The following is a 20,747-nucleotide window of genomic DNA, read 5'->3' on the forward strand; positions in this document are numbered from 1 at the left end:
AGAAGCAAACATTATGACTATAGCAACTGCCAAGGATAGCAAAGCCCAAATTTTGCAAAACTTTCAGCAGATTTTAGCAGACAAAAAAAAGATAGAATCCAAAGTCGAAACCAAAGAACAGTCAGCCGAAAAAGCCAAAAACAAACAACTCCTCGAAGTCGCTTCCACCTACACAATTGACAGCATAGTCAAAGGCTTGGCAGACTTGCAATTAGATTTCGGCAGCATCATCAGCGGACTTTCCGAAAAACTAAAGGCGGAATCTTCCAAATTAGATGAATTAAAACGCGCGATCGAAATTGAAGCCCAACAATTGCAAGAGTTGCAGCAAATCAGAGTTGTAGCAGACGCCCTCCACATTTTAACTCAAGAGCACCGAGAAAAATTGACACTGCTGGAACAAAACGCTGCTAACCAACGCGAAATTCTCGAAAAAGACACGACCCAAAAACGGAAGATTTGGGAAAAACAACAGCAAGAATTTGAGGCAGCCGTTCAAGTAGAAACTGCACTCCTAACTAAAAAGCGCCAGGAAGAAACAGCAGATTATCAATACGAATTACAGCGCACCCGCAAAATCGAAACCGACGAATACGAAGAAACGAAGCGTAAACTAGAACGGCATTTGCAAGAATCTACTCGCGAAAAAGAAAAAAATTGGGTGGAACGGGAAAAAGTCCTCAGCGACAATCAAGCGGAGTTTGAAGAGAATCAAAGAAAAGCCGCCGGATTTGAGGAAGAACTCAAACAGGCTTATGTCAAAGCCAAAGAAGAAGCAATTCAAGAAGTTTCCCGCGAAGCTAAAGTCAAGGCAGATTTAGTGGAGAAAGAATGGGAAAGCACTAAGCAAGGATATGAATTGAAAACGCAATCTTTGCAGCAGACAATTGAGCGACAAACCGAACAAATTGCCGAAATTTCCGCGCAACTGCAAGCGACGATGAAGCAAGCGCAAGACTTGGCAATGAAAGCTTTTGCCAGCAAAGCTTAAAACTCAGTAAGGTGTGCAATTCCCACCTTACGAAAAAATGACAGAAATTTTCCACGCGATTAAGAAATGAAAAGTCATGAACAAAAAAGTTAGCGACAAAAGCACCAAGGCTGAAATCTTAGAAGCGTACAAGGAAGCAGCGCAAGAAAAAGCGCAGCTAGAATCGCAAATCCAACAGCTAAATGCTTCCAAAAAGCAAACAGCAGTCCCAGAAAAACCTATTGTGGAGGCAGCAAAACCAATGGCTTTAACTCAAAATCCACAAAAAATGCAGTCAACAATTGACAATTTGATTTTACTGCAATTTGGCTTTGGTGGCGCTGTCAGCGAGTTGTCTGAAAAATTAACTTCAGAAGCTGCTAAAGTCGAAGAATTGCGGCGAACTGTCGGCGACGAAATCCAACAACTGCAAGAGTTGCATAGTTTAGAAGATGTTGCAGAAGATACGCTGGATAATTTAATTCAACAGTACGAAGAAAGCGCGAAAACATTTACCAACGAACTCAGCGAACAGCGCGAAACTGTTGAACAGCAATTGTTGGAACGCCGGCAAGCTTGGGAAAAAGAGCAGGAACTCCACAAGTTGACCGTTAAAGAACGCAATGAAAATCACCAAAAAGCTCGCGATCGTGATGAAGAGTTGTATAATTATGATTTGAATCTTCAGCGAAATCTGGACATCGAAGAATACCAACAGCGCCAGAAAAGGCTGTATCAAGAAATCGAAGAGTTTCAGCAAGAACAGGAGAAACAGTGGGCGGAACGCGAAAAATCTATTTCGGAACGAGAAAAACTTTATGCTGAGGTGAAAGCTAAGGTAGAAGCTTTCCCGAAAGAACTGGAAGCTAATATCAAGAACGGGAAAGATAACGGCCGCAATATTGGCAATTATCAAGCTAAAGTTAAGGCTGATTTGTCTGCTAAAGATATCGAAGGGCAAAAGCAAAATTATGAACTGCAAATTCAAGGGATGTTGCAGACAATTCAAAATCAAGATGCGCGCCTTGCTAGCTTGTCGAAACAACTGGATTCTGCTTTGAAACAGGTTCAAGATTTGGCGGTGAAGGCGATTGAGGGTGCATCGAATTTGAGTTCTTTGCAAGCAGTGAGGGAAATTGCGATCGAACAAGCGAAGACTCAGCAGAAAAATAAGTAATATCAATTCCGGTTGCATCGTCATAGTTAAATCCAGTCAACAGTCAACAATCAAGGATGGATAGTGCAACCTGAATTAATATAATTCATCTGCGTTTATCTGTGTTTATCTGCCCTCATCTGCGGTTAAAAAAAGAGAATTTATTAACCGCCGATGAGAAGGGATTGACGCTAATTTACGCAGATTAAGAGAAGAGAGATAGGAATAATTCCGATGCTAACAGATTTGATATAATCCCTAGCGATTTTAGGAGCTAATTAGGTTGCTTTAGATACCCGATTTCTTGAAGAAGTCGGGTATCTGGGTATTGAAGGGAGAGATTTTTGCGATCGCCCGCGAACTGTGCAAACATATAAGTATTTAGGATTAGGACAACTGCTATGCTTGATACTAACAACTTCGATCCGCGCGAGATTCCTATATATTCTATCCCTCAAGCAGCGCAATATCTCAGGCTGCGGAAGGATAGGTTGCGAGATTGGGTTGGTGGCTGGTTCTCGAAAACAAAAGCGGACAAGCGCTTCTTTGAGCCACTGATTAAGTTACCTCACCCCAATAATTTTGAACTGCTTCCCCAGTCCAAAACTACACTACTTTCTTTCACAAATTTGGTAGAGGCTCATGTCTTGATTGCCATTTTTAAGGCTACTGGCTTCTCCCGAAAACAACTTAGCACTGAACTCGACTACATCAACCATCATCTTTCTACTCCTAAATTATATGCTGGAAGAGAGTTTCAAATCGAGGGAATAGCTCTTTTGTTTGAGAGATTCGGACAGAAGCTTGCAGCATCCGACAGGGAACAGGAAGCAAGGCAGATTCTAAAAACTTATTTCGATCGCATTGTACGAGATGAAGCTGGATTACCCCTCAAACTCTTCCCTTTCACGAAGCTATCAGGTTCCGACGAACCTAAAACAGTGATGATTGACCCCAGAATATCCTTTGGTCGCCCTGTTTTAGCTGGAACTGGCATTCCCACAGCTATACTGGCGGAACGTTACAAAGCTGGGGATTCCATCGATGAACTTGCCGAAGACTACAATTGCGATCGGCTCCAAATAGAGGAAGGTATTCGCTGCGAACTTCCGCTAGTAGCAGCATGAATGAGATATTTTTCATAGACAGATGTTTAGGAAAGAAACTGGTGGCAGATTCACTACGAAATGTGGGGGCTACAGTAAAAATTCACGACGATCATTTTAAGCAAGATATCGAGGATAAGGATTGGCTGAGGATAGTTGGAGAACACAATTGGGTGGTATTAACAAAGGACAAGAACATCGCTAACCGTTCTTTGGAGTTAGAAGCCGTGGCTGAAGGCAATGTACGGCTTTTTGCATTGGTGGACGGCAATGTTCGTGGAGTTGTAATGGCACAAGCTTTTGTAAATGCCTTAGAAAATATGCAAAGATTTATTCGGGGGAATCAAGCACCTTTCATCGCTAAGGTGCACCAGTCGGGTTTGGTAAAGCCCTGCAAGAACCAAAAAGAACTTTTGAAAATGTTCCCTAAAACCACATCCCAAATCCATCTCCCTTAGTCCAGTTTTCAAACTGTCCACTCGTTGCGAGTCTTCCTTGAGCCTCAAACCCTATCTACAGCGTTCTAATTTTTAGTAAAAAGCCCGATCGCACTGTTCACGTATCGAAACTGTCCCTTCCTCTCCTGACCGCTTCACTCACGCTATCTATTCTTTAAGTTAATCAACCAAAAGATATATTTGACTTAGAGGCACTATGCAGAAACAAATCATACGCCAAAAAGATACTAATGCTTGGATACTTCAGTGCTGGGTTTCTTTTATTGTTGCCATTTCCGCAACTACTGTAGGTATCATTTATTTACAGGTAGACCCCTGGCAGAAAGCTTTTATGGGTATGGGTTTAACTTTTTCAATCGGCTCGTCTTTTACTTTAGCAAAAACGATTCGGGATAACAACGAGGCAACAACATTAACTGCCAGAATCGACGAAGCTAGAGTTGAGAAAATTCTCGCTGAACACCATCCTCTCAAATAAGGAGCGCGAATTAAATAACTTACAATTTTAATTGTTATTGTGGGATGGGCTCTTATAGCCCGTCATGAGTGGACGGGCCCGACGCCCATCCCACTTTCAAGAGTGGAAGTTATTTAATTCTCATTCCTAAGCTTGTATTATACAATGTATACAGAAAACAGCCCGCGCGGGCTGTTTTTGTTGTTTGAGCCACAGGTTTCAAGCTGCGGATGGGAATTGGGGATTTCAAGGGCTACCTTTGAACTTACGATCGCCCAATTTAGCTTGTTTCCGCTGGCGACCGCGGGCCGGAATCGTCGCATACTCAATGGGAAAGCCAACGACAGGAATCACCTGATCCTTGCGTTCTTCTTCCAGATTCTTGAGTTCGGTGTAATCAACCCAGTGAATGCAATTCACCGGACAAGTGTCGATCGCCTCAGCAATCAACTCTTCAGAATCCCCGTCTTGTCGAACTACGCGCGATCGACCGTAATCCGGTTCAATATAAAAAGTATTGCGAGCAACGTGAGCGCAGTGCTTGCAGCCAATGCAGGTAATCTCATCAACATAGACACCTTTTTGGCGCAACACGCCACCCAATTCCGGTTCCAAACCAGAGCGATCGGGCGCATCCCGCAAAAATCCCCCCAACTCCGGCTCTAAACCAGAGCGATCGATTGCTGTATCTATTCCGAGTCCAGAAAGCTGAGACATTTAGACCCCCACAATAGTAAATAAGTCCGCCTGCGCGGACTTTGAAGAAACAAGATTGCAAAAATCTCGAAAAATTATTAAGCGCACCAGCGTTGCACCACCAAGCGGAGCGAACCGTCTTGATTTTGCTTTTGCTCAGAAATTTGGAAACCCTGCTTGGCGCTTTCATTCACCACAGTATGGTAAGCGTAGCGCTGAGTCACCTTATTCAGAAAACGGTCTACAGACCAAGCTTGCTGCCAAAACTGCAAGTCAGCCACCAATTCATACTCAGTCCCGTTCCAGCTAAAACCTACGTCGTAGCCGTTTTCTTGCTCAATCACCACCTCAGCGGTGCTGGTTAGGCCGCGATAGCCGCGCACCTCTGTCGGGCCCGACTTCCAGTCGATACCCAAGTCAGTTAAAGCAGCTTCCAAAGAATTCAAATTGCGGATCTGGGTCTTAATTTGGCTAAAGTGTGACATGGTGATTCCAAAAAAATTTAAGTGAACTCAACAAAAAAAATTACCAATCGCTAAAAGCCACTTGGGCTGTCGCTTCGGCTGACTGATGCAGCGGTTGCGTGAAATATTCAGATGTTGACTCTTGATGAAGCACCACGCCGAGCTGAGCTTCAATTGCAGCCGTTACCTCAGCGCAGGAAGCACCGACAATGCCGGTGACTGTTTCCTGTACGCGGCCATCTGGATAGATCACAAACTCTAGTGTTTCCATAATCCGGGCTGACTGAATAGGAATATTGAGAACAGACACCGACACCAGCAAGCCAGGGACGATGCCTCCTGAAGTAGCTTCTTGAGAGTTGGCTGACTGACAAAGCGCTATATCAATTTTGACTAATTGATAGGTTTTGAGTCACAACTTAACAGAACTTATTAATATGTAGAAGCAATACATCAGTTGTATGTAAAGTTTCGCGTAGATCGTGACAGCAGTCAAGTCACTCTATATTTAGATTTTAGATTTTAGAGTGAGGAAGAAGGAAGAGGGGATGAACCGCAGAGGGCGCAGAGGGCGCAGAGAGAAGAAGGCAGAAGGTAAAAGGCAAAAGGCAAAAGTATAAATTCCCCACTTCCCCTCTAATTCCCTCTGGGGTCTAAAACGTCTCGCAGACCGTCGCCTAAAAGGTTGAAACCCAGAACTGTCAAGGTAATCAGCAAACCTGGAAACACGATCGTCCAAGGAGACGAAAGAGCGTATCCGCCCTTAAAAGCATCAGAAAGCATCGTCCCCAACTCAGGGGCGGGCGGCTGTGCGCCCAAACCCAAAAAACCTAAACCGGCAGCTTCTAGTGTCGCGGTACCAGTCGAAAGAGTTGCTTGTACAACTAGAGGCGCCAGACTTCCCGGCAAAATGTGGCGAAAAATAATCCGCAAGTCGCTGGCGCCCAAGGCCTTGAGGGCCAAAACAAATTCTTGTTCCCGCAGGGACAGCACCATACTGCGAGTTAAACGGATGTAAATCGGAATTTGCACGAGGCTGACGGCGATAATTACGCTTTGCAGGCTCGGCCCGGTGACGGTAACAACGCCGATCGCCAGTAAAATCGAAGGAAAAGCTAGCAAAATATCCGCCAAGGTGCCGATCGCCATTTCCAGCAACCCCCGAAAATACCCCGCCACCAGCCCCAAAAGCGTTCCCACAATTAAACCCGCACCCACAGAAACCAGGCTGACGAGTAAAGATATCCCCAATCCGTGCCACACCCGCACCAACAAATCTCGCCCCAAACCGTCGGTGCCAAACCAATGTTTAGCGCTAGGAGCCACTAAGCGCGACAAATAATCTCGATCGACCGCCGAATCGTAAGGGGAAAGTAGGGGGGCCAACAGTGCCGCGATCGTCAGCGCTACAGTCAAAATTAAGCCGATTTTCCCCGAAGTCGATCGCCAAAATCGTTGAAAAGCTGCTTGGGGAAATATTAAGTTTTTATTCCATCTTCGATTTTCCATCTTTTGCTATCACAAAAAAACTGAGGAATTAGGCAACTATTAGGATAAATTAACGCTCGCGATCGCCCCCGACAACATTGCCACCAACCATCAGCCGTGGGATCAATCTAAAATCTAAAATCTAAAATCTAAAATCGGATGACCCTTTAAGATATAAAGAACAAGATAAATTTAAAAGCGCAATGACATCCACCCTACTCAAATCCGCATCCCGATCGCCCCTCAACGCCCCAACAATCCGCCATTTCCCCAACGGCCTCACCGTTATAGCCGAACACTTGCCGGTCGATGCTGTTAACCTCAGCGTGTGGCTCAATTTAGGCTCAGCCGTCGAACCAGACGACATCAACGGCATGGCTCACTTTTTAGAACACATGATTTTTAAGGGAACTCCCAGCATTCCCAGCGGCGAATTTGAGCGCGCGATCGAGCAACGCGGCGCCCTCACCAATGCTGCCACCAGCCAAGATTACACTAACTATTACATCACCACAGCTCCTAAAGATTTTGCCGAACTAGCTCCCCTGCAAGTCGATGTCTTGCTCAACGCCAGCATTCCCGACGACGCCTTCGATCGCGAACGGCTGGTAGTCTTAGAAGAAATTAGACGATCCGAAGACAATCCCCGCCGCCGTACCTATCAGCGATCGATGGAATTAGCGTTTGAAGTCCTGCCCTACAAGCGACCGGTACTCGGCCCGACTGCCGTAATCGAACAGTTGACGGCCCAACAAATGCGGGATTTCCACAGCAGCAGATATCACCCAGGGGCGATGACAGCCGTAGCTGTCGGCAATTTGCCAGTCGATCGACTAATAGAAATTGTCGCAGACAGTTTTGCAGCAAAAAGCACAGCACAAAACAACACAATAAATGTGCCTGCTGTCGGCAACTTTCACCCAGAATCCCAAACCCTCAACTACGGGCAAGAATCGCCGTTTACAGAAACAGTCCGCCGCGAATTTGTAGACTCTGCCCTTCAACAAGCCCGACTGGTAGTGATGTGGCGAGTGCCAGGTTTCGCGGAACTGTCCGAAACTTACGCCCTGGACGTTTTGGCGACAATATTGGGTCACGGCCGCACAACTCGCTTGGTTCAGGATTTGCGCGAAGAAAAAGGGCTAGTTTCGTCAATTTCGGTCAGCAACATGACTCAGCGACTCGGTGGCGTCTTCTCAATTTCCGCTCAACTGCCGACAGAAAACTTGGCAGCAGTGGAAGCAGCCATCGTCCAACACATCCGCACTCTGCAAACTGAACTGGTGACAGATGCCGAAATTTCCCGCATCCGCACCCAAGTAGCCAATCGGTTTATCTTTGGTAACGAAACTCCGAGCGATCGAGCAAGTTTGTACGGTTACTATCAGTCGATGGTAGGAGATATCGCTCCCGCCCTCAACTATGCCGCCTGCATCCAAGCTCAGACTGCACAGAATCTCCGAGAAGCCGCCGTCAAATATCTGTCTCCCGACGCGATGGGTGTTGTGGTAATTCGCCCCGACGAAGCATAAATCGGACGATCGCCTCAACAGGGGAATTCTGCCATTCCTCTGCTTTTGAGCCATCCAACGGCATTTGGCATTCTGCCGAAACCATGTCAATGGGCATCAGAGATTTTTAGTCAATAGTGCGTGAAATTCGATCGGCGCGCGCCTTGAAGGTTTTGTATCAAATAATTAATATGAAGCCTTTAAGGTACGGGCGATCGGCAAAATTACCGTAATTTTATGAGACGATAAACTGGGAATTATTGACGAGCCAGCAATTGAGTCGAGGGAAACCTGGTCGATCTAAAATCTAAAATCTAAAATCGATCGATCGGCAAAATTACCGTAATTTTATGAGACGATAAACAGGGAATTATTGATGAGCCAGCAATTGAGTCTAGGAAAACCGGGTTTATTGGCGATCGTAATTCTAAAATCTAAAATTTAAAATCTAAAATTTAAAATCTAAAATTTAAAATCGATCGAGCGGTAAAATCACCGTAATTTTATGAGACGATAAACAGGGAATTATTGACAATCAAGCAATTTGGTCTGGGGCCACCTGATTTATCTGCGGTCGTAATTGTCAAATCTAAAATCTAAAATCTAAAATCTAAAATCGACTGACAGGGCACGCAAGCATGAAATTACAAAATTTTCTCAACTCAAACATTAGGTACGATGCCAAAGCAATCGCTGCAGACGACGAACTCAGTGGCCAAATTCAAAGTCGCCTCATTGACCTAGGTTTACTGAAGCCTCCTGTAGACGGAATTTTTGGCCCTCTTTCTACCGCCACCCTCCACCGATTTCAAACTCTGATGAAGTGCGGCGAAGCGGGTTTTTTGGGAGCAGTCACAGCCAAAAAGCTGATCGAAACCAAACCAGAGGACATTCCCACACAGCCCCTGATCCTGAAAACGCTCAGAGACACCATTTTTAAATCAAAACCGGTGGCGTCTTCTCAACTTCAGGACTCAGAAAAACAAGTAATACCAGCCGGAAAAGAGTTGGAGATCCTGGCTTTTGCTCCGGCTCGCTGTCACATCAGAGTTGCTCTCCGCAACGAGTCTTTCAAAGGTTCAGGGGTTTGGTATGTTTTCGGAGGGCACGCTCAAATTACTCAAGACAGCATTCTGCTTGTTCCGAAACCGAATCCCCCAACTGTCAGGCTTGGCATTCCTTATCTATCGCAAATGGATAACTTGAACAATCCTACAGGTTCTTGCAATGTAACTTCATTAGCGATGTGTCTGGACTTTTTGAAGGTGCCGCGGCGCAAACAAACTGGGCAATATGAAGACGAACTCTACGAATATGCGATCGCCAAAGGTTACAGTCGTTGGGATCCCTACGATTTAGCAAAAATTGTTAGAGATTACGGCGCTCAAGATTTCTTTACCGAGAATGCAACTATTGATGACGTTCAAGATTGGCTAGCCAGCGGAAATCCCGCTGTCATCCACGGATACTTCACGTCTTTCGGTCACATTATAGTTGCCGCCGGCTACGACAGCGAGGGATTCTTCGTTCACGATCCCTATGGCGAGTGGTTCCGAACTGGCTACGATACAAGTGTCAGCGGTGCTTACTTGCACTATACTTACCGCTTAATCCGCAGCCTCTGTATACCTGACGGGCATTTTTGGGTTCATTTTATCTCGAAGTAATTGACAGTTGAGAGTTGACAGTTGATAGTTGACAGTTGATAGTTGATATTTATCTTTAGTCAATACTGTTCAGACAATAAATTATCTTGAAATTATCTGCGTTTATCTGTGTTTATCTGCCTAGCATCTGCGGTTCACCTATCGCTCGAAGATTCATGCAAAAGCTCTTACGACAACTGTCAACTGTCCATTGTCACCTGTCTCTGAATTTTCATGCTCAAATCCAGCCAAGTCGATCGCGTAATCGGAGCGCTAGTAGAAATATAGTCAACTCCGGTTTCGGCTACACTTCTAATTGTTTCTAAAGTAACATTGCCGGAAGCTTCGATTTTCACCCGATCGCTCTTTTGGCGAATTATTGCCACTGCCTGCCGCATCAAATCACAGGACATATTATCTAACATGATAATATCTGCTTTGTGCTGCAATGCTGTTTCTACTTCAGCCAGAGTTTCGGTTTCAACTTCGATTGTCAGCGGATAGGGGATAGAATTGCGAATTAGGGCGATCGCCTCTGCAATTCCCCCAGCCGCGGCAATGTGATTGTCTTTCACCATCACCGCGTCATCCAATCCCATCCTGTGATTGCAAGCACCCCCGATTTGAGTCGCGTATTTTTCCAACAATCTCAATCCCGGCGTTGTCTTGCGCGTATCGACTAATTGCACAGGCAAATCGGCAATTTTGTCAACATATTTTTTAGTTAAAGTAGCGATGCCGCTCAAACGCATTGCCAAGTTTAATGCTACTCTTTCTCCGGTTAGCAGCGCATCGAAATTGCCGGAAATCTCGGCGATTACTTCTCCTTTTTCGCACAGTTTCCCTTCCGGTACTTGGGGGATGAAACTGAGGCTGCTGTCTAAAAGTTTAAATGTGCGATCGGCAATTGGCAATCCGGCAATGACTCCCGCTTCTTTGACTATCCATTTAGCCGTACCCTGGATGCTGTTTGCGGGAAATAAGGCCGATGTTGTGCGATCGCCCCTACCGATATCTTCTAGTAGCCAGTTGTGCAATAGGGAGTCTAAAACTATCCAAGGCGGTAATATTGCTTTCATGTTTTTGTCGGTTGTTAAAATAGGAATTACGCATCAACACCCAAGAAACCGGGTTTTTTCCAGAGAATCGGGCTGTAACAAAGTATCTCGGAAAAAACCCGGTTTCTGACTGCCCGTGCGTCTGGGACTGCTATTAGGAAGAATAGTCGATCGGGTAATTTTAGGCAAGTTGCACAATGATGATGGTGTTAGTGCGATTTTGGGCGATCGCACTACATAACGGGCTATTCTGTTGCTGACATTGGGTTTTGGTGCTTTAATGGAGTGGATGGGCGATCGCGAGCAGAAACATGATACAGCCAGTAATTTTAGAAAAATTAGCATAACTCCCTGAGCCTCTTCAGACAGAAGTGCTTTATTATGAAGTTGCGAGTCGGAGCGGTGTGCTCGCACTCGTAAATTTGTAGCGTGTATAAGTTTACGTAATTTCGCTGAGGCTTTATCCTGAAATTTTATTACAATTAGGTAGGACAAGTTATGTAGCAGCCAGTATCAGGAGTTACAGATGAACAATCAAAATTTATCTCCAGGACAAGCAAATTTAAAACTTGCACTTTGGAATGCAGAAGCTGAGTCAATAAAAAGTAGTGAAGTATACGCGCAACTTCAAGAGCTTGGGCTTCCCAAAGAATTTATCAGTCGATTGCATCAGCTAATTACTTTTACAAAAAAGGTTGGAGGTAAAGTTTTTGCTGTTGGAAAAATTGTGCTGCTAAAAATTCTTGAGTTCGTTAAGGCTCATCCATTTTTAGTAGTCGGTGCTGGGATAGGTGCTGTAGTTGGGGCTGCTATTGCAGGTTTAATAACTTCAATACCATTTTTAGGGCAAGTTTTAGTTCCGGTGGCAGCAGCATTGGGAATAACTGTTACTGTAATGGGTGCAGTGGTTGGGCATAGACTAGACAAACAATTTCCAAACGTGGGTGAAGATGTTGGTGAAATTGTTCAACATTTCTTTTCTCTGTTTGCAGACGTATTCAATACTGTATTTCGTAACGTTATTACTGCTTAATCTCCAACCTGAAATTACTGAGATTTAATAATGTCTAACAAGCAAGAATTGACGAAAGAACAATTGATCAAACTAATTGAAGAACTAAAGAATAATCCGAGTGATGGAGTGGGACTTATTGCTGATGCTGGAGTGACTGCATTAGGCGCTGGTGGAGCTGGAGCAGCAGCAGCAATTTTAGGGTCAACCACCGCTTCCATACCCATTTTCACAGCCGTAACAGGTCTTGGTATGGTTGTAGCTGCTCCTGCTGCCCTCGTTGCGGGTGCTGCTGTAGTTGGCGGAGCCACTGTATATGGTGTATCGAGATTCATCAAAGATGGTGGCTTTCATGAAGGTAAACGCAAGCAGTTATTGAATGAGTATGAAGAACAGTTAAGAGAAGTTGAAGCTAAAGAGAGACGGTCTAACTTTGATGAGCAGGATAAGACAAGATTTTATTTGGTGCTGAAAGAAGCAGTGACCAATAATTTAATTAGTCCTGACGATGCTCATCAATTGGTGCAATCGTTAGAAAATGGTCATATTTCCCTTAGTGAAGTCTATGAACTTTTAGAGCAACTTTTTTCAGATAGCCCAATAACTCAACCTATAAAAGTAGTTATTGCTTGTCCAAATTGTTCTCAAAAGCTACGCGCTCCAAGTAATTTAGGACAACTGAATTTAAGCTGTCCCAAATGCAAGCATAGTTAGTCCTGTGTTCCCAAGTAATATTTCGACGAGCGAGCAAAGGTTACTAGCCGCGGCTCACCTTTGCCGTTAGAAAACTAGGAAAGATGCGATCGCCCACTATTGACTGCTAAAATTAAGGGCGATCGCTTGTTATGATTGTATTAAAATAAAAACGACCGCAATGGGCAATTATGATGACTATTCCTGATATTAAGATCGCCCTTATTGCAGCAACTTCCAGAATCATTCTTGCCCGAAGTCAACAACTTCATCGGCTTTGTGATGCACAAGCACCAAAATAGAATAGCTGAGCTCAAACTCCCAGACGATATTGCCAAAGCTTGGGCAAAAAGGTTCGAGGAGGTCGATCGCTTAAAACTAATGACTAATTAGCCGGAGAGCGAATATCAGCAACTCCTACTCAACAAGTAGCCGATCGCCCTTAAAGAAAAAAACTAATATCAACTTGGAAAAACTCACCTAATTTCCTGGCTTCATCTATTTCGAGATCCCTTCCGCTAACAAAAACTTTATCGACCTCTGTTTCCGTTCCCAAAACAGGAATCAAATCAGATTTGTCCAAATTTCTCGCATCCATTAAATGTTGCAACATTGAAGCAGCATTTCCTGGAGGAATTGGATAATTTTCAGATTCAAATTTTTCAATCAGCGTTATCAGAAGCTCCAGAAATAACTCTTCCTCCAGCGATCGCATAGGGCGGTGTTCCAGTTCGCAAGCGATAGCGATCGCGACCTCGTTTTCTGCTTCATTTGCGATCGATTTTGGTTGATACCGAACAAGTAAATCTGTATAATATTTTGCATCAAAAGTACGGAGCGTGTTTCCACTCATCCTTACTTAGATTGACACAGGCAGCGATTGCTTTCCCTATTTAAGCTACCGTAACAGCTATATTTTCTAGCACTACATTAGGTACATTTCCACTACCTAAAACCTGTGTAGCATCTAAAACTTCTATCCCTACCAATAACTCATTTTCCCCAATATTTAAAGCTATTTCGTCAGTTAACTGTAAAGTGCGACACTGATGTTTGCCTTCTACAAGTCTAATGTATAGAGCATCAATTTCGGAATCATAACTAATCTTCATAAACTTTCACCTGAAAAAGAAAAAGTATAAACTGCGATCGCAACTAACTCAGTATCAGTATAGGCAACAATCGGTATGACTTTATTGACAAAATAGAACCGCTCCTGCCAATCATTATTATACTGAAAAGTAGCTTGATATTTGTACCTAACATTTTTAGCAAGTTGTCGATTACCTGTCATAATGGTATCAATAATTCGGCTTCATTGGTACCTATTTCAATCGCTTGTTCCTGGGCATGATTAGTTAACCTAATAGGTTTCACTCTTTCTTGTCCAATAGATACAGCACATTCCAGGTTCATTAAGTACAGCAGCAGCCTTAATTGTGTGATGTTAATCTGTAGGGTGCGGATCTGCTTCATATTAGATAAAACTTGCAGATTGTTGATGGCGACGCACCTTACACGGGCGATCGCAAGATTGTGTGTACTACATATACATGGAATATGCTGTAAAAAAAGAAGGTGGATAGAGTTCCTCAAAGAAGGCAATTCATATAATTTTAATCAAGTGCTAAAACAGTTTTATAAAGAGCTAATGAATGGGTATCAGCAGGTAATCAAGCCTCATAATTTGCCGAAAAAAAAGCGAAGTCGTGATTATTCTGGATAATGCTAGTTTTCACAAGAAACAAGAGTACCTAAAAATAATTGAAACAGAAATGCCTAACCTTCATTGAGAATTCCTCCCCGAATACAGCCCCGACTCTAACTTAATTGAATTAGGATGGCATTCGGCAAAAGAATATATGGCCAATCGACTTTTTACATCGATTGAAGAGCTAGAGTATTTATTGCACCGCCTCTTAAATGAAGGGTAATTAATAATTATATGGGGTCGCAAAATCAAAAATAATGGTAATGATTGTATCAGAGTTTAAATGTGCAACAGCTTAAACCTATAGAACATCAACTTTTTATTCCTATTAGCAGGGCTTGTCAAGGCGGATTTTTTACAAGTTTAGAATTAGTCAAATCTGTTGTCAAAAAAAGTCTAACTCAGACGGAACTATCTGTAGCTGTAAATATCCTTAATATAGTTTATCAAACTTGTATAAATGTGGCTGATTATTTCAAAATACTATGCAAATTGTTTGTGATGAATATTTGCCCAAATGGAATTATTGAGCCGTACTCAACCTGAGTAGTTCATTAAGTGATTTATTTTCTATTGCTCAGCGGAAATCTTGTCAGCTACAAACACTAAGCGAACTTTACCCGCTTGCAAATTAGTTTTAACCTTTTGCCAAAATCTTTCTTCATTAGCATTTGCGCCGAGAAACTCTTCAAAAATCTGTTCGGGATCGCGATCCCGATCGCGACAATTAGCTTCAAACAGAGCAATAATGGAATCGACAGGCCAGTAAACTAACGCATTAGCAGCATAGTCGATCGACTGATCCAAAACTTTTTGCCGCAGTTCGGCATTAGGAGTTCGCCGGACATCCACCAAAGTAGGAACGGCATTTTGGTCGAGAAACAAATGATCCAGCGACCACTGCACCGCTGTTTCCTCATCGCTGGCCACTGCTGCTTCCCGCGAAATTAACAGCCACCTGCGCGCCGTAGCCCGATCGATTTGGTCTCCCGCGATCAAATTAGGATAAGTTACTAGCAAGTCTTGTAACTGGTCTTCCGAGTCCTAGGGCTGTTCCATCATTTCTACCAGCCTGTCGTCGTCCTGAATCAGATAAATACCTCCAGCCATGCCAGCCCACCTACTTAATTTTAGATTTTAGATTTTAGATTTTAGATTTTAGATTTCAGGCTTAGTTATTAGTCTTCAGTCTTCAGTCCGCAGCCAATGATATCATGTCCGATCGATTAACCATAATATCCCCGTCGCGGCGGGTTTTTGAGATCGTCAATTATTGGCAGGTATTGTTGGCTCACAGGCCCCTACAAAAATTGCGGTCGCTCGACCGGACATGATATGATTTGTGAAGGCGGAAGGCATTGGTCAGAATTCAATAAAAATTTTGAATTCAATAATTTTTATTGCTTGTTAATTCAACAAAAAATCCTTTCTGACTAATGACTAATGACTGATGACTAATGACTAATCACTCATACAACCAGTAAATACTCGCTGTGCCGGCCCGGTCATGTAAATCCGCCCAGAAACTTCTGCCCATTCGATTTCCAAAACGCCGCCGGGGAGCTCAACAGCAGTTGCCCGATCGCACTTCCCTACCAACACCCCTGCTACCACAGCAGCACAAGCACCAGTCCCACAAGCTAGAGTAACACCCGCGCCTCTTTCCCACACCCGCATTTTTACATAGTCTGAACGTACCACTTGAATAAACTCCGTATTGGTACGCTGCGGGAATGCTTTGTTGTGCTCGAATTGAGGCCCGACAGTTTCTAAAGCAATCGCCGCAACATCCTCTACAAAAGTAATGCAGTGAGGATTGCCCATGCTGACGCAGGTAACACACCAAGATTTATCAGCTACTTCGATCGGCACATCTATAACTTTGGCATCCGCTGCAGCCAAAGTTGTCGGAATTTCCGCAGCCAGCAGTCTGGGAACCCCCATATCCACCTTCACCTGACCGTCCGATCGCAATTCCGGGGTAATCACACCAGCCAGAGTGTGGATGCGGTACTGACTTTTCGCCTCTGACCCTTCCAAATCGGCGATAAACTTAGCCAAACAGCGAATCCCGTTGCCGCACATTTCCGGTTCCGAACCGTCGGAGTTAAAAATTCGCATCGTATAGTCAGTGTCGCTTTGACCCGGAAGAGCAAATATCACGCCGTCTGCGCCAATCCCGAAATGTCGATCGCACAAATCCACAGCTTGTTCTGGTGTAATCGCCGGTTCTGACGAGTGGCGGTTGTCAATCAGAATAAAATCATTTCCCAGTCCGTGATACTTCGCAAACTCGATCGGCATAAAAACAAACCTCTTTTGGTTAAAACTGATTAGATAATTTGATGACCAAATTACCCATTTCCCAGTATTGTAAAGCTTTATGCAATTTATAGTCCTTTCTAGTGAAATATAAACAAATATAATATTTATAACTCCCAGCGATATCTAATTAATGCTGATGTCAATTGCTCCATGAATATCGGTGGAAAACTAACCGCCAACTGGTTTATCCCTCATCGGGTAGACGCCCTTGTAGTTGCGGCAGTAAGGGTTAAACGGTATAAACAGAAGAATATGGTTTAAGGTAATATTTGACTATAATTTTCTGAACTATGTCTGAATTTGAAACCGGATTGCCCAGCGTTCGCTTAATACAAAGCTACATCAAAGACAAACAACAGGTGGAAATCAAACTCCTGACCGGCGACTTAGTAGCTGGCAGAATTTTTTGGCAGGATAATAGCTGCATTTGCCTCCTAGATCCATCAGAAACACAAATTCTGATCTCGCGACCAGCCATTGCTTATCTCAAACCCAACGGCTGAGGAGACAGAGAGAGTGGGAGAGGGGGAGACAGGGAGAGGGGGAGATTGGGAGATTGGGAGAGTGGGAGAGGGGAAAAATCTTCCCTCTTCCCTCGAACCTCTTCCAACTTCGGTCTTCCTTCTATCCGTTACATCCGTTACATCCGTTACATCCGTTACAGAATCCGTTGCCGAACTTCCCTAATCGCTAAACAGCTTTTCACTGACTTGGGCCTTGACCAAAGGCAGCTTTAAAGCAGGTTGCGGCACCGGTGGTGAGGCCGTCCGCTGCATCAAGCCGAGCTCGTAGAAGCCGCCGCACAGCAGCAAACGATCGCCTTCTTGCAAATTGCTACTTCCGTCGGGCCAGCGAGTAAATTTCCCTTCCCGGCGGATCGCCCGCACCTGCACCCCGTACTGCGTCAGCACATCTACCTCTGAAAGTTTTTGGCCCGCCCAAGGGCTGTTTGCTGGCAGTCTCAGCCACTGGCAAGAACTGTCCCCCTGCGGGACTGCAACTTCCCCCTTCGCCAGCAACTCAAAACTGATGAGTTCTTCCGGTTCTCCCACTACAAAAAGTCGATCGCCCGACTGCAAAGCTGTCTTCCCGTTAGGATAATCAATTTCCTCGCCATTCTCGCGGACGATCGCCATCACGCTGACCCCTGTCAACTGCCGCAAGTTAGTTTCTTCCAGAGTCATGCTGGCGATGGGAGAACCTGACGGCAAGCTGTACCACTCGCTGTTCATATCTCGAACCGCCACTTTCAAATCCCGCGAAACCGCCAAAGGTTCGCGCGGCGGCCGCAATTCCAGATAGCGGCGGCTGCGAATTTGCTGCACATCCCGCCCGATCGCCATTGCCGAGAGCCCCATGCCAGCGAGCAAGTGGGAAGACAGTTCCAAACTGGCCTCAAACTCCGGCTGCACGACTTCCCAGGCCCCCAATTGGTAAAGCAGTTCAATGTCTTTATCTTGGTTCGCGCACACCACAATATCCAAATCCGGGACTAATTCTAAAGCCCGCTTCAGACACAAGCGAGTGCTCATGGGATCGGGAAGGGCGATCGCCATTGATGCGGCCCGTTCCACCCGCGCGGCTTCCAATACGTGCAAGCTGGCAGCATTCCCGTAAATATAAGGAATTCCTTGCATTCTGCAATCTTGAATTCTACTTTCTGACTCATCGATCACCACAACAGAACAGTTGCGGCTTTGCAGCATTTTGACTAAAATTCTGCCGACTCGCCCGTAGCCGCAAACCACAACATAATTTTGTTCCGGCAAACTTTCAGCTATTGCCACAGGTTGAGATGTTTCGTCAAAATAGCGCTGCAAAGGCCCGAAATTTTCCGCCCATTTCAATAACTGGGGAACGCTTCTCAACACAAACGGAGTCAGCACCAGGGTGACTGCTGTCGTGCCTAAAATTAACAGGTAAACGTTGCGCGAAACCAGCCCCATAGCTTGGCCGGCACTAGCGAGTACAAACGAGAATTCTCCTATTTGAGCTAAGCCCAAACCTGCGATTAATGCTGTTTTTAGCGGATAGCCAAATAGTCGGACGATCGGCGTTATAATCAAGAACTTGCCGACAAATACTATAAATACCAGTCCCAGAATTACTTCTAGATGGTTCCACAGAAACATCGGGTCAATTAACATTCCGATGGTGACAAAAAATAAGGATGCAAAAATATCTCGCAAAGGCTCGACATAAGTTAGAGTTTGGTCAGCATATTCCACCTCCGAAATCATTAAACCCGCCACAAATGCGCCCATCTCGATCGAAAAACCCAAATATTCTGTCAGCAGCGCAATCCCTAAAGCCAACACCACAACTCCCAGCAAAAACAGTTCTCGACTTTCGGTTTTCGCCAAATAGCGCAGCAACTGCGGTACCATCCAAATGCCCGCGACTACAGCACCGATCGCAAATAACCCGATCCGCAGCAGGGCCCACGCTACCGTCATGCCGATCTCTTCTGCTGGCTGATTGAGTGCCGGCAAAACTGCTAACATTAGCCCCAAAGCCAAATCTTGAACTACTAATATTCCCAACATGACTTGACCGTGGGAAGTACCGGATTCATTGCGCTCCATCAAGCATTTCAGTACAACTGCAGTCGAGGAAAGCGACAGAATTGCCCCTAAAAACACGCCTTGAGCAGGCGATTCTACCCAGCCTACAGCTAAGGAAATTGCAGTAGTAATAGCGATCGTCAGCACAATTTGCAAGCTCCCTCCGCCCAAACTAATGGCTTTTACTTTCTGGAGTTCGGCGAAAGAAAATTCCACTCCCAAGGCAAATAACAGAAAGGCAACCCCGAATTCAGCCAGGGTGTCTACCTGAATTAATTCTTTAATCAGCCCCAAACCTGCCGGCCCAACTACGATCCCTCCCAGGAGATAGCCGAGAATTACCGGCTGTCGCAATAGCGATGCAAAGAGTCCTCCTGCGGCGGCAGCAGCGAGAACTAGAACTAAGTCAACGATCAGTCGGAAGTCTTCTTGCACAACTTTATGAAAAAAGTATAAAGTTATATTATAGTGTCTAATGTGTTGACTATGTTTAGTGGGTTGACAGTAGTTGAGGAACAAGCACAACGGCCACCCTCGACTAAGGTATTTTTTCATTGCACAGAGTTCAACTTCTCACAAAAAGCTTAACCTCTGGCAAGTTGATCGAGGGATTGCGGCGGTATTAGTGGTAATGTTTCACCTCAACGAGATGAGCGCCGAGAGATTAAATCAAGTTACTTTTTTTAATTTATTTCAGGCTGGGTGGAGCGGTGTTGATTACTTTTTTGTATTGAGCGGTTTTCTCATGGTGTAGGTTCACCGATCGGCGAATGGTAAAAAGGATTAGTTAAAATTGTTTTTATTTATGCATGCCCTGCTTGCAGATTTACCCTATCTACTGGATAATTACTCAGGCACTTTTGTGTTTTTTTATAGTAATCCCCGGTTTTGCTAACAATAAAAATTTAGGTTTTAGACAAGTAATTTGGTTTAATCTTGATACCTCAAAATGACTTGCCCATTCGGGATGTAAGTTTGACAAAGCTGCCGTCGCACCTGTAAAGACTGCGCTAGAGGCGATCGGCTCCCTAACTGTCAGGTCAAGCAGATATGGTATTACTTGCTAGAGAAATGCTGCGCGATCCTTATTGGCGGATGCCGGCTGCGAAGCAACTGCGTCAATCCGTGCCACTTCAATTCAATAAGCTCGCGCTTGGTAATTAAGCGGATTTGCGATCGATTTTAGGTGCGCCGATTTAATCAATTAACACGAGTGAATATGTCTGAGATTCAAAACAAGGTTGCGATGGTTACAGGAGCAAGTAGCGGTTTAGGTGAAGCCAGCGCTCATCGTTTAGCCGCCAGCGGAGCCAAACTCATGCTGGCGGCCCGCCGCGAAGATAGACTCAAGGACTTAAGTAGGTCGGTGCGAAAAAACCGAACTATGTTAAAATAAGTAAAGATAGGAAATACGTCTACCAAGGTAACTCAA

The 20,747-nt window shown here is 44.7% G+C and carries 24 protein-coding genes and 1 pseudogene; 14 read left to right on the top strand and 11 right to left on the bottom strand.

The window, feature by feature from the left end; translation table 11 throughout:
* Positions 1–13 precede the first annotated feature (13 nt).
* The 5 genes from QUA50_RS22455 (at position 14) to QUA50_RS22475 (ending at position 4,168) form a co-directional block, all read left to right on the top strand.
* The gene (locus QUA50_RS22455; protein ID WP_333267242.1) at positions 14–991 is read left to right on the top strand and encodes a hypothetical protein; all 978 of its coding nucleotides are present in this window, start codon (positions 14–16) and stop codon (positions 989–991) included.
* A 76-nt stretch (positions 992–1,067) separates the two neighbouring features.
* Positions 1,068–2,147 carry a hypothetical protein gene (locus QUA50_RS22460; RefSeq protein ID WP_333267240.1) on the top strand — a complete coding sequence of 360 codons (1,080 nt, stop codon included), beginning with the start codon at positions 1,068–1,070 and terminating at the stop codon, positions 2,145–2,147.
* Between the two features lie 380 nt (positions 2,148–2,527).
* Positions 2,528–3,253 (top strand): DUF433 domain-containing protein, encoded by a 726-nt coding sequence (locus QUA50_RS22465; protein WP_333267238.1) that lies wholly within the window; start codon positions 2,528–2,530, stop codon positions 3,251–3,253.
* Positions 3,250–3,690, top strand: a complete 441-nt coding sequence (locus QUA50_RS22470) for a PIN-like domain-containing protein (protein WP_333267236.1) — start codon at positions 3,250–3,252, stop codon at positions 3,688–3,690. The genes QUA50_RS22465 and QUA50_RS22470 overlap by 4 nt, the downstream gene beginning before the upstream one ends.
* Positions 3,691–3,886: 196 nt before the next feature.
* Complete coding sequence (locus QUA50_RS22475; RefSeq protein WP_333267235.1) at positions 3,887–4,168, top strand: YiaA/YiaB family inner membrane protein; 282 nt, start codon at positions 3,887–3,889, stop codon at positions 4,166–4,168.
* A 225-nt stretch (positions 4,169–4,393) separates the two neighbouring features.
* On the opposite strand, the gene QUA50_RS22480 is transcribed toward QUA50_RS22475, so the two are convergent.
* The 4 genes from QUA50_RS22480 to QUA50_RS22495 form a co-directional block, all read right to left on the bottom strand.
* Entirely contained in the window at positions 4,394–4,864 is a 471-nt protein-coding gene (locus QUA50_RS22480) for a ferredoxin (protein ID WP_333267233.1), read from the bottom strand.
* A 77-nt stretch (positions 4,865–4,941) separates the two neighbouring features.
* Positions 4,942–5,328 carry a DUF1257 domain-containing protein gene (locus QUA50_RS22485; protein WP_333267231.1) on the bottom strand — a complete coding sequence of 129 codons (387 nt, stop codon included), beginning with the start codon at positions 5,326–5,328 and terminating at the stop codon, positions 4,942–4,944.
* A gap of 40 nt (positions 5,329–5,368) precedes the next feature.
* Positions 5,369–5,578: a DUF2997 domain-containing protein gene (locus QUA50_RS22490; protein WP_333267229.1), complete on the bottom strand. Its 210-nt coding sequence runs from the start codon at positions 5,576–5,578 to the stop codon at positions 5,369–5,371.
* 365 nt (positions 5,579–5,943) lie between these two features.
* On the bottom strand, positions 5,944–6,816 hold the full coding sequence (locus QUA50_RS22495; RefSeq protein WP_333267227.1) for an ABC transporter permease: 873 nt from the start codon (positions 6,814–6,816) through the stop codon (positions 5,944–5,946).
* Between the two features lie 182 nt (positions 6,817–6,998).
* Here QUA50_RS22495 and QUA50_RS22500 point away from each other — a divergent pair, with 182 nt between their 5' ends.
* A complete protein-coding gene (locus QUA50_RS22500) occupies positions 6,999–8,327 on the top strand; it encodes a pitrilysin family protein (protein ID WP_333267225.1) in 1,329 nt (442 codons plus the stop codon).
* Positions 8,328–8,944: 617 nt separating this feature from the next.
* On the top strand, positions 8,945–9,973 hold the full coding sequence (locus QUA50_RS22505; RefSeq protein WP_333267223.1) for a C39 family peptidase: 1,029 nt from the start codon (positions 8,945–8,947) through the stop codon (positions 9,971–9,973).
* Positions 9,974–10,152: 179 nt separating this feature from the next.
* Here the strand turns inward: QUA50_RS22505 and nadC are convergent, their stop codons facing one another.
* On the bottom strand, positions 10,153–11,031 hold the full coding sequence (gene nadC, locus QUA50_RS22510; RefSeq protein WP_333267221.1) for a carboxylating nicotinate-nucleotide diphosphorylase: 879 nt from the start codon (positions 11,029–11,031) through the stop codon (positions 10,153–10,155).
* Between the two features lie 505 nt (positions 11,032–11,536).
* On the opposite strand from nadC, the gene QUA50_RS22515 reads away from it, so the two are divergent.
* From QUA50_RS22515 to QUA50_RS22525, 3 genes are all read left to right on the top strand, one after another.
* Positions 11,537–12,043, top strand: coding sequence for a hypothetical protein (locus tag QUA50_RS22515; RefSeq protein ID WP_333267219.1), 507 nt, complete (start codon positions 11,537–11,539; stop codon positions 12,041–12,043).
* A 30-nt stretch (positions 12,044–12,073) separates the two neighbouring features.
* Entirely contained in the window at positions 12,074–12,736 is a 663-nt protein-coding gene (locus tag QUA50_RS22520) for a hypothetical protein (RefSeq protein WP_333267217.1), read from the top strand.
* A gap of 228 nt (positions 12,737–12,964) precedes the next feature.
* Entirely contained in the window at positions 12,965–13,108 is a 144-nt protein-coding gene (locus QUA50_RS22525) for a hypothetical protein (protein WP_333298874.1), read from the top strand.
* Positions 13,109–13,157: 49 nt separating this feature from the next.
* Here the strand turns inward: QUA50_RS22525 and QUA50_RS22530 are convergent, their stop codons facing one another.
* Genes QUA50_RS22530 through QUA50_RS22540 form a run of 3 tightly spaced genes read right to left on the bottom strand, consistent with a single transcriptional unit; the run spans position 13,158 to position 14,009 of the window.
* Positions 13,158–13,568, bottom strand: coding sequence for a transcriptional regulator (locus QUA50_RS22530; RefSeq protein ID WP_333267214.1), 411 nt, complete (start codon positions 13,566–13,568; stop codon positions 13,158–13,160).
* A 40-nt stretch (positions 13,569–13,608) separates the two neighbouring features.
* Positions 13,609–13,827 (bottom strand): DUF2283 domain-containing protein, encoded by a 219-nt coding sequence (locus QUA50_RS22535; RefSeq protein WP_333267212.1) that lies wholly within the window; start codon positions 13,825–13,827, stop codon positions 13,609–13,611.
* The gene (locus QUA50_RS22540) at positions 13,824–14,009 is read right to left on the bottom strand and encodes a hypothetical protein (protein ID WP_333267210.1); all 186 of its coding nucleotides are present in this window, start codon (positions 14,007–14,009) and stop codon (positions 13,824–13,826) included. The genes QUA50_RS22535 and QUA50_RS22540 overlap by 4 nt, the downstream gene beginning before the upstream one ends.
* 535 nt (positions 14,010–14,544) lie before the next feature.
* On the opposite strand from QUA50_RS22540, the gene QUA50_RS22545 reads away from it, so the two are divergent.
* On the top strand, positions 14,545–14,649 hold the full coding sequence (locus QUA50_RS22545) for a hypothetical protein (protein ID WP_333267266.1): 105 nt from the start codon (positions 14,545–14,547) through the stop codon (positions 14,647–14,649).
* Between the two features lie 62 nt (positions 14,650–14,711).
* Positions 14,712–14,972 (top strand): ISAzo13-like element transposase-related protein, encoded by a 261-nt coding sequence (locus QUA50_RS29300; RefSeq protein WP_445243187.1) that lies wholly within the window; start codon positions 14,712–14,714, stop codon positions 14,970–14,972.
* 30 nt (positions 14,973–15,002) lie between these two features.
* Here the strand turns inward: QUA50_RS29300 and QUA50_RS22550 are convergent.
* Positions 15,003–15,536 (bottom strand): annotated as a pseudogene (locus QUA50_RS22550) (hypothetical protein); the annotation flags it as partial.
* Between the two features lie 351 nt (positions 15,537–15,887).
* Complete coding sequence (gene dapF / locus QUA50_RS22555) at positions 15,888–16,730, bottom strand: diaminopimelate epimerase (RefSeq protein ID WP_333267209.1); 843 nt, start codon at positions 16,728–16,730, stop codon at positions 15,888–15,890.
* A 311-nt stretch (positions 16,731–17,041) separates the two neighbouring features.
* Between dapF and QUA50_RS22560 the strand changes: the two genes are divergently transcribed.
* On the top strand, positions 17,042–17,254 hold the full coding sequence (locus QUA50_RS22560) for an Hfq-related RNA-binding protein (protein ID WP_333057289.1): 213 nt from the start codon (positions 17,042–17,044) through the stop codon (positions 17,252–17,254).
* A 180-nt stretch (positions 17,255–17,434) separates the two neighbouring features.
* Here the strand turns inward: QUA50_RS22560 and QUA50_RS22565 are convergent, their stop codons facing one another.
* Complete coding sequence (locus QUA50_RS22565; protein ID WP_333267207.1) at positions 17,435–19,750, bottom strand: cation:proton antiporter domain-containing protein; 2,316 nt, start codon at positions 19,748–19,750, stop codon at positions 17,435–17,437.
* A 784-nt stretch (positions 19,751–20,534) separates the two neighbouring features.
* On the opposite strand from QUA50_RS22565, the gene QUA50_RS22570 reads away from it, so the two are divergent.
* The gene (locus QUA50_RS22570) at positions 20,535–20,711 is read left to right on the top strand and encodes an SDR family NAD(P)-dependent oxidoreductase (protein ID WP_333267205.1); all 177 of its coding nucleotides are present in this window, start codon (positions 20,535–20,537) and stop codon (positions 20,709–20,711) included.
* The last annotated feature ends 36 nt before the right edge of the window (positions 20,712–20,747 follow it).

This window comes from Microcoleus sp. M2_D5 (assembly GCF_036701935.1).
Taxonomy (GTDB): domain Bacteria; phylum Cyanobacteriota; class Cyanobacteriia; order Cyanobacteriales; family Microcoleaceae; genus Microcoleus.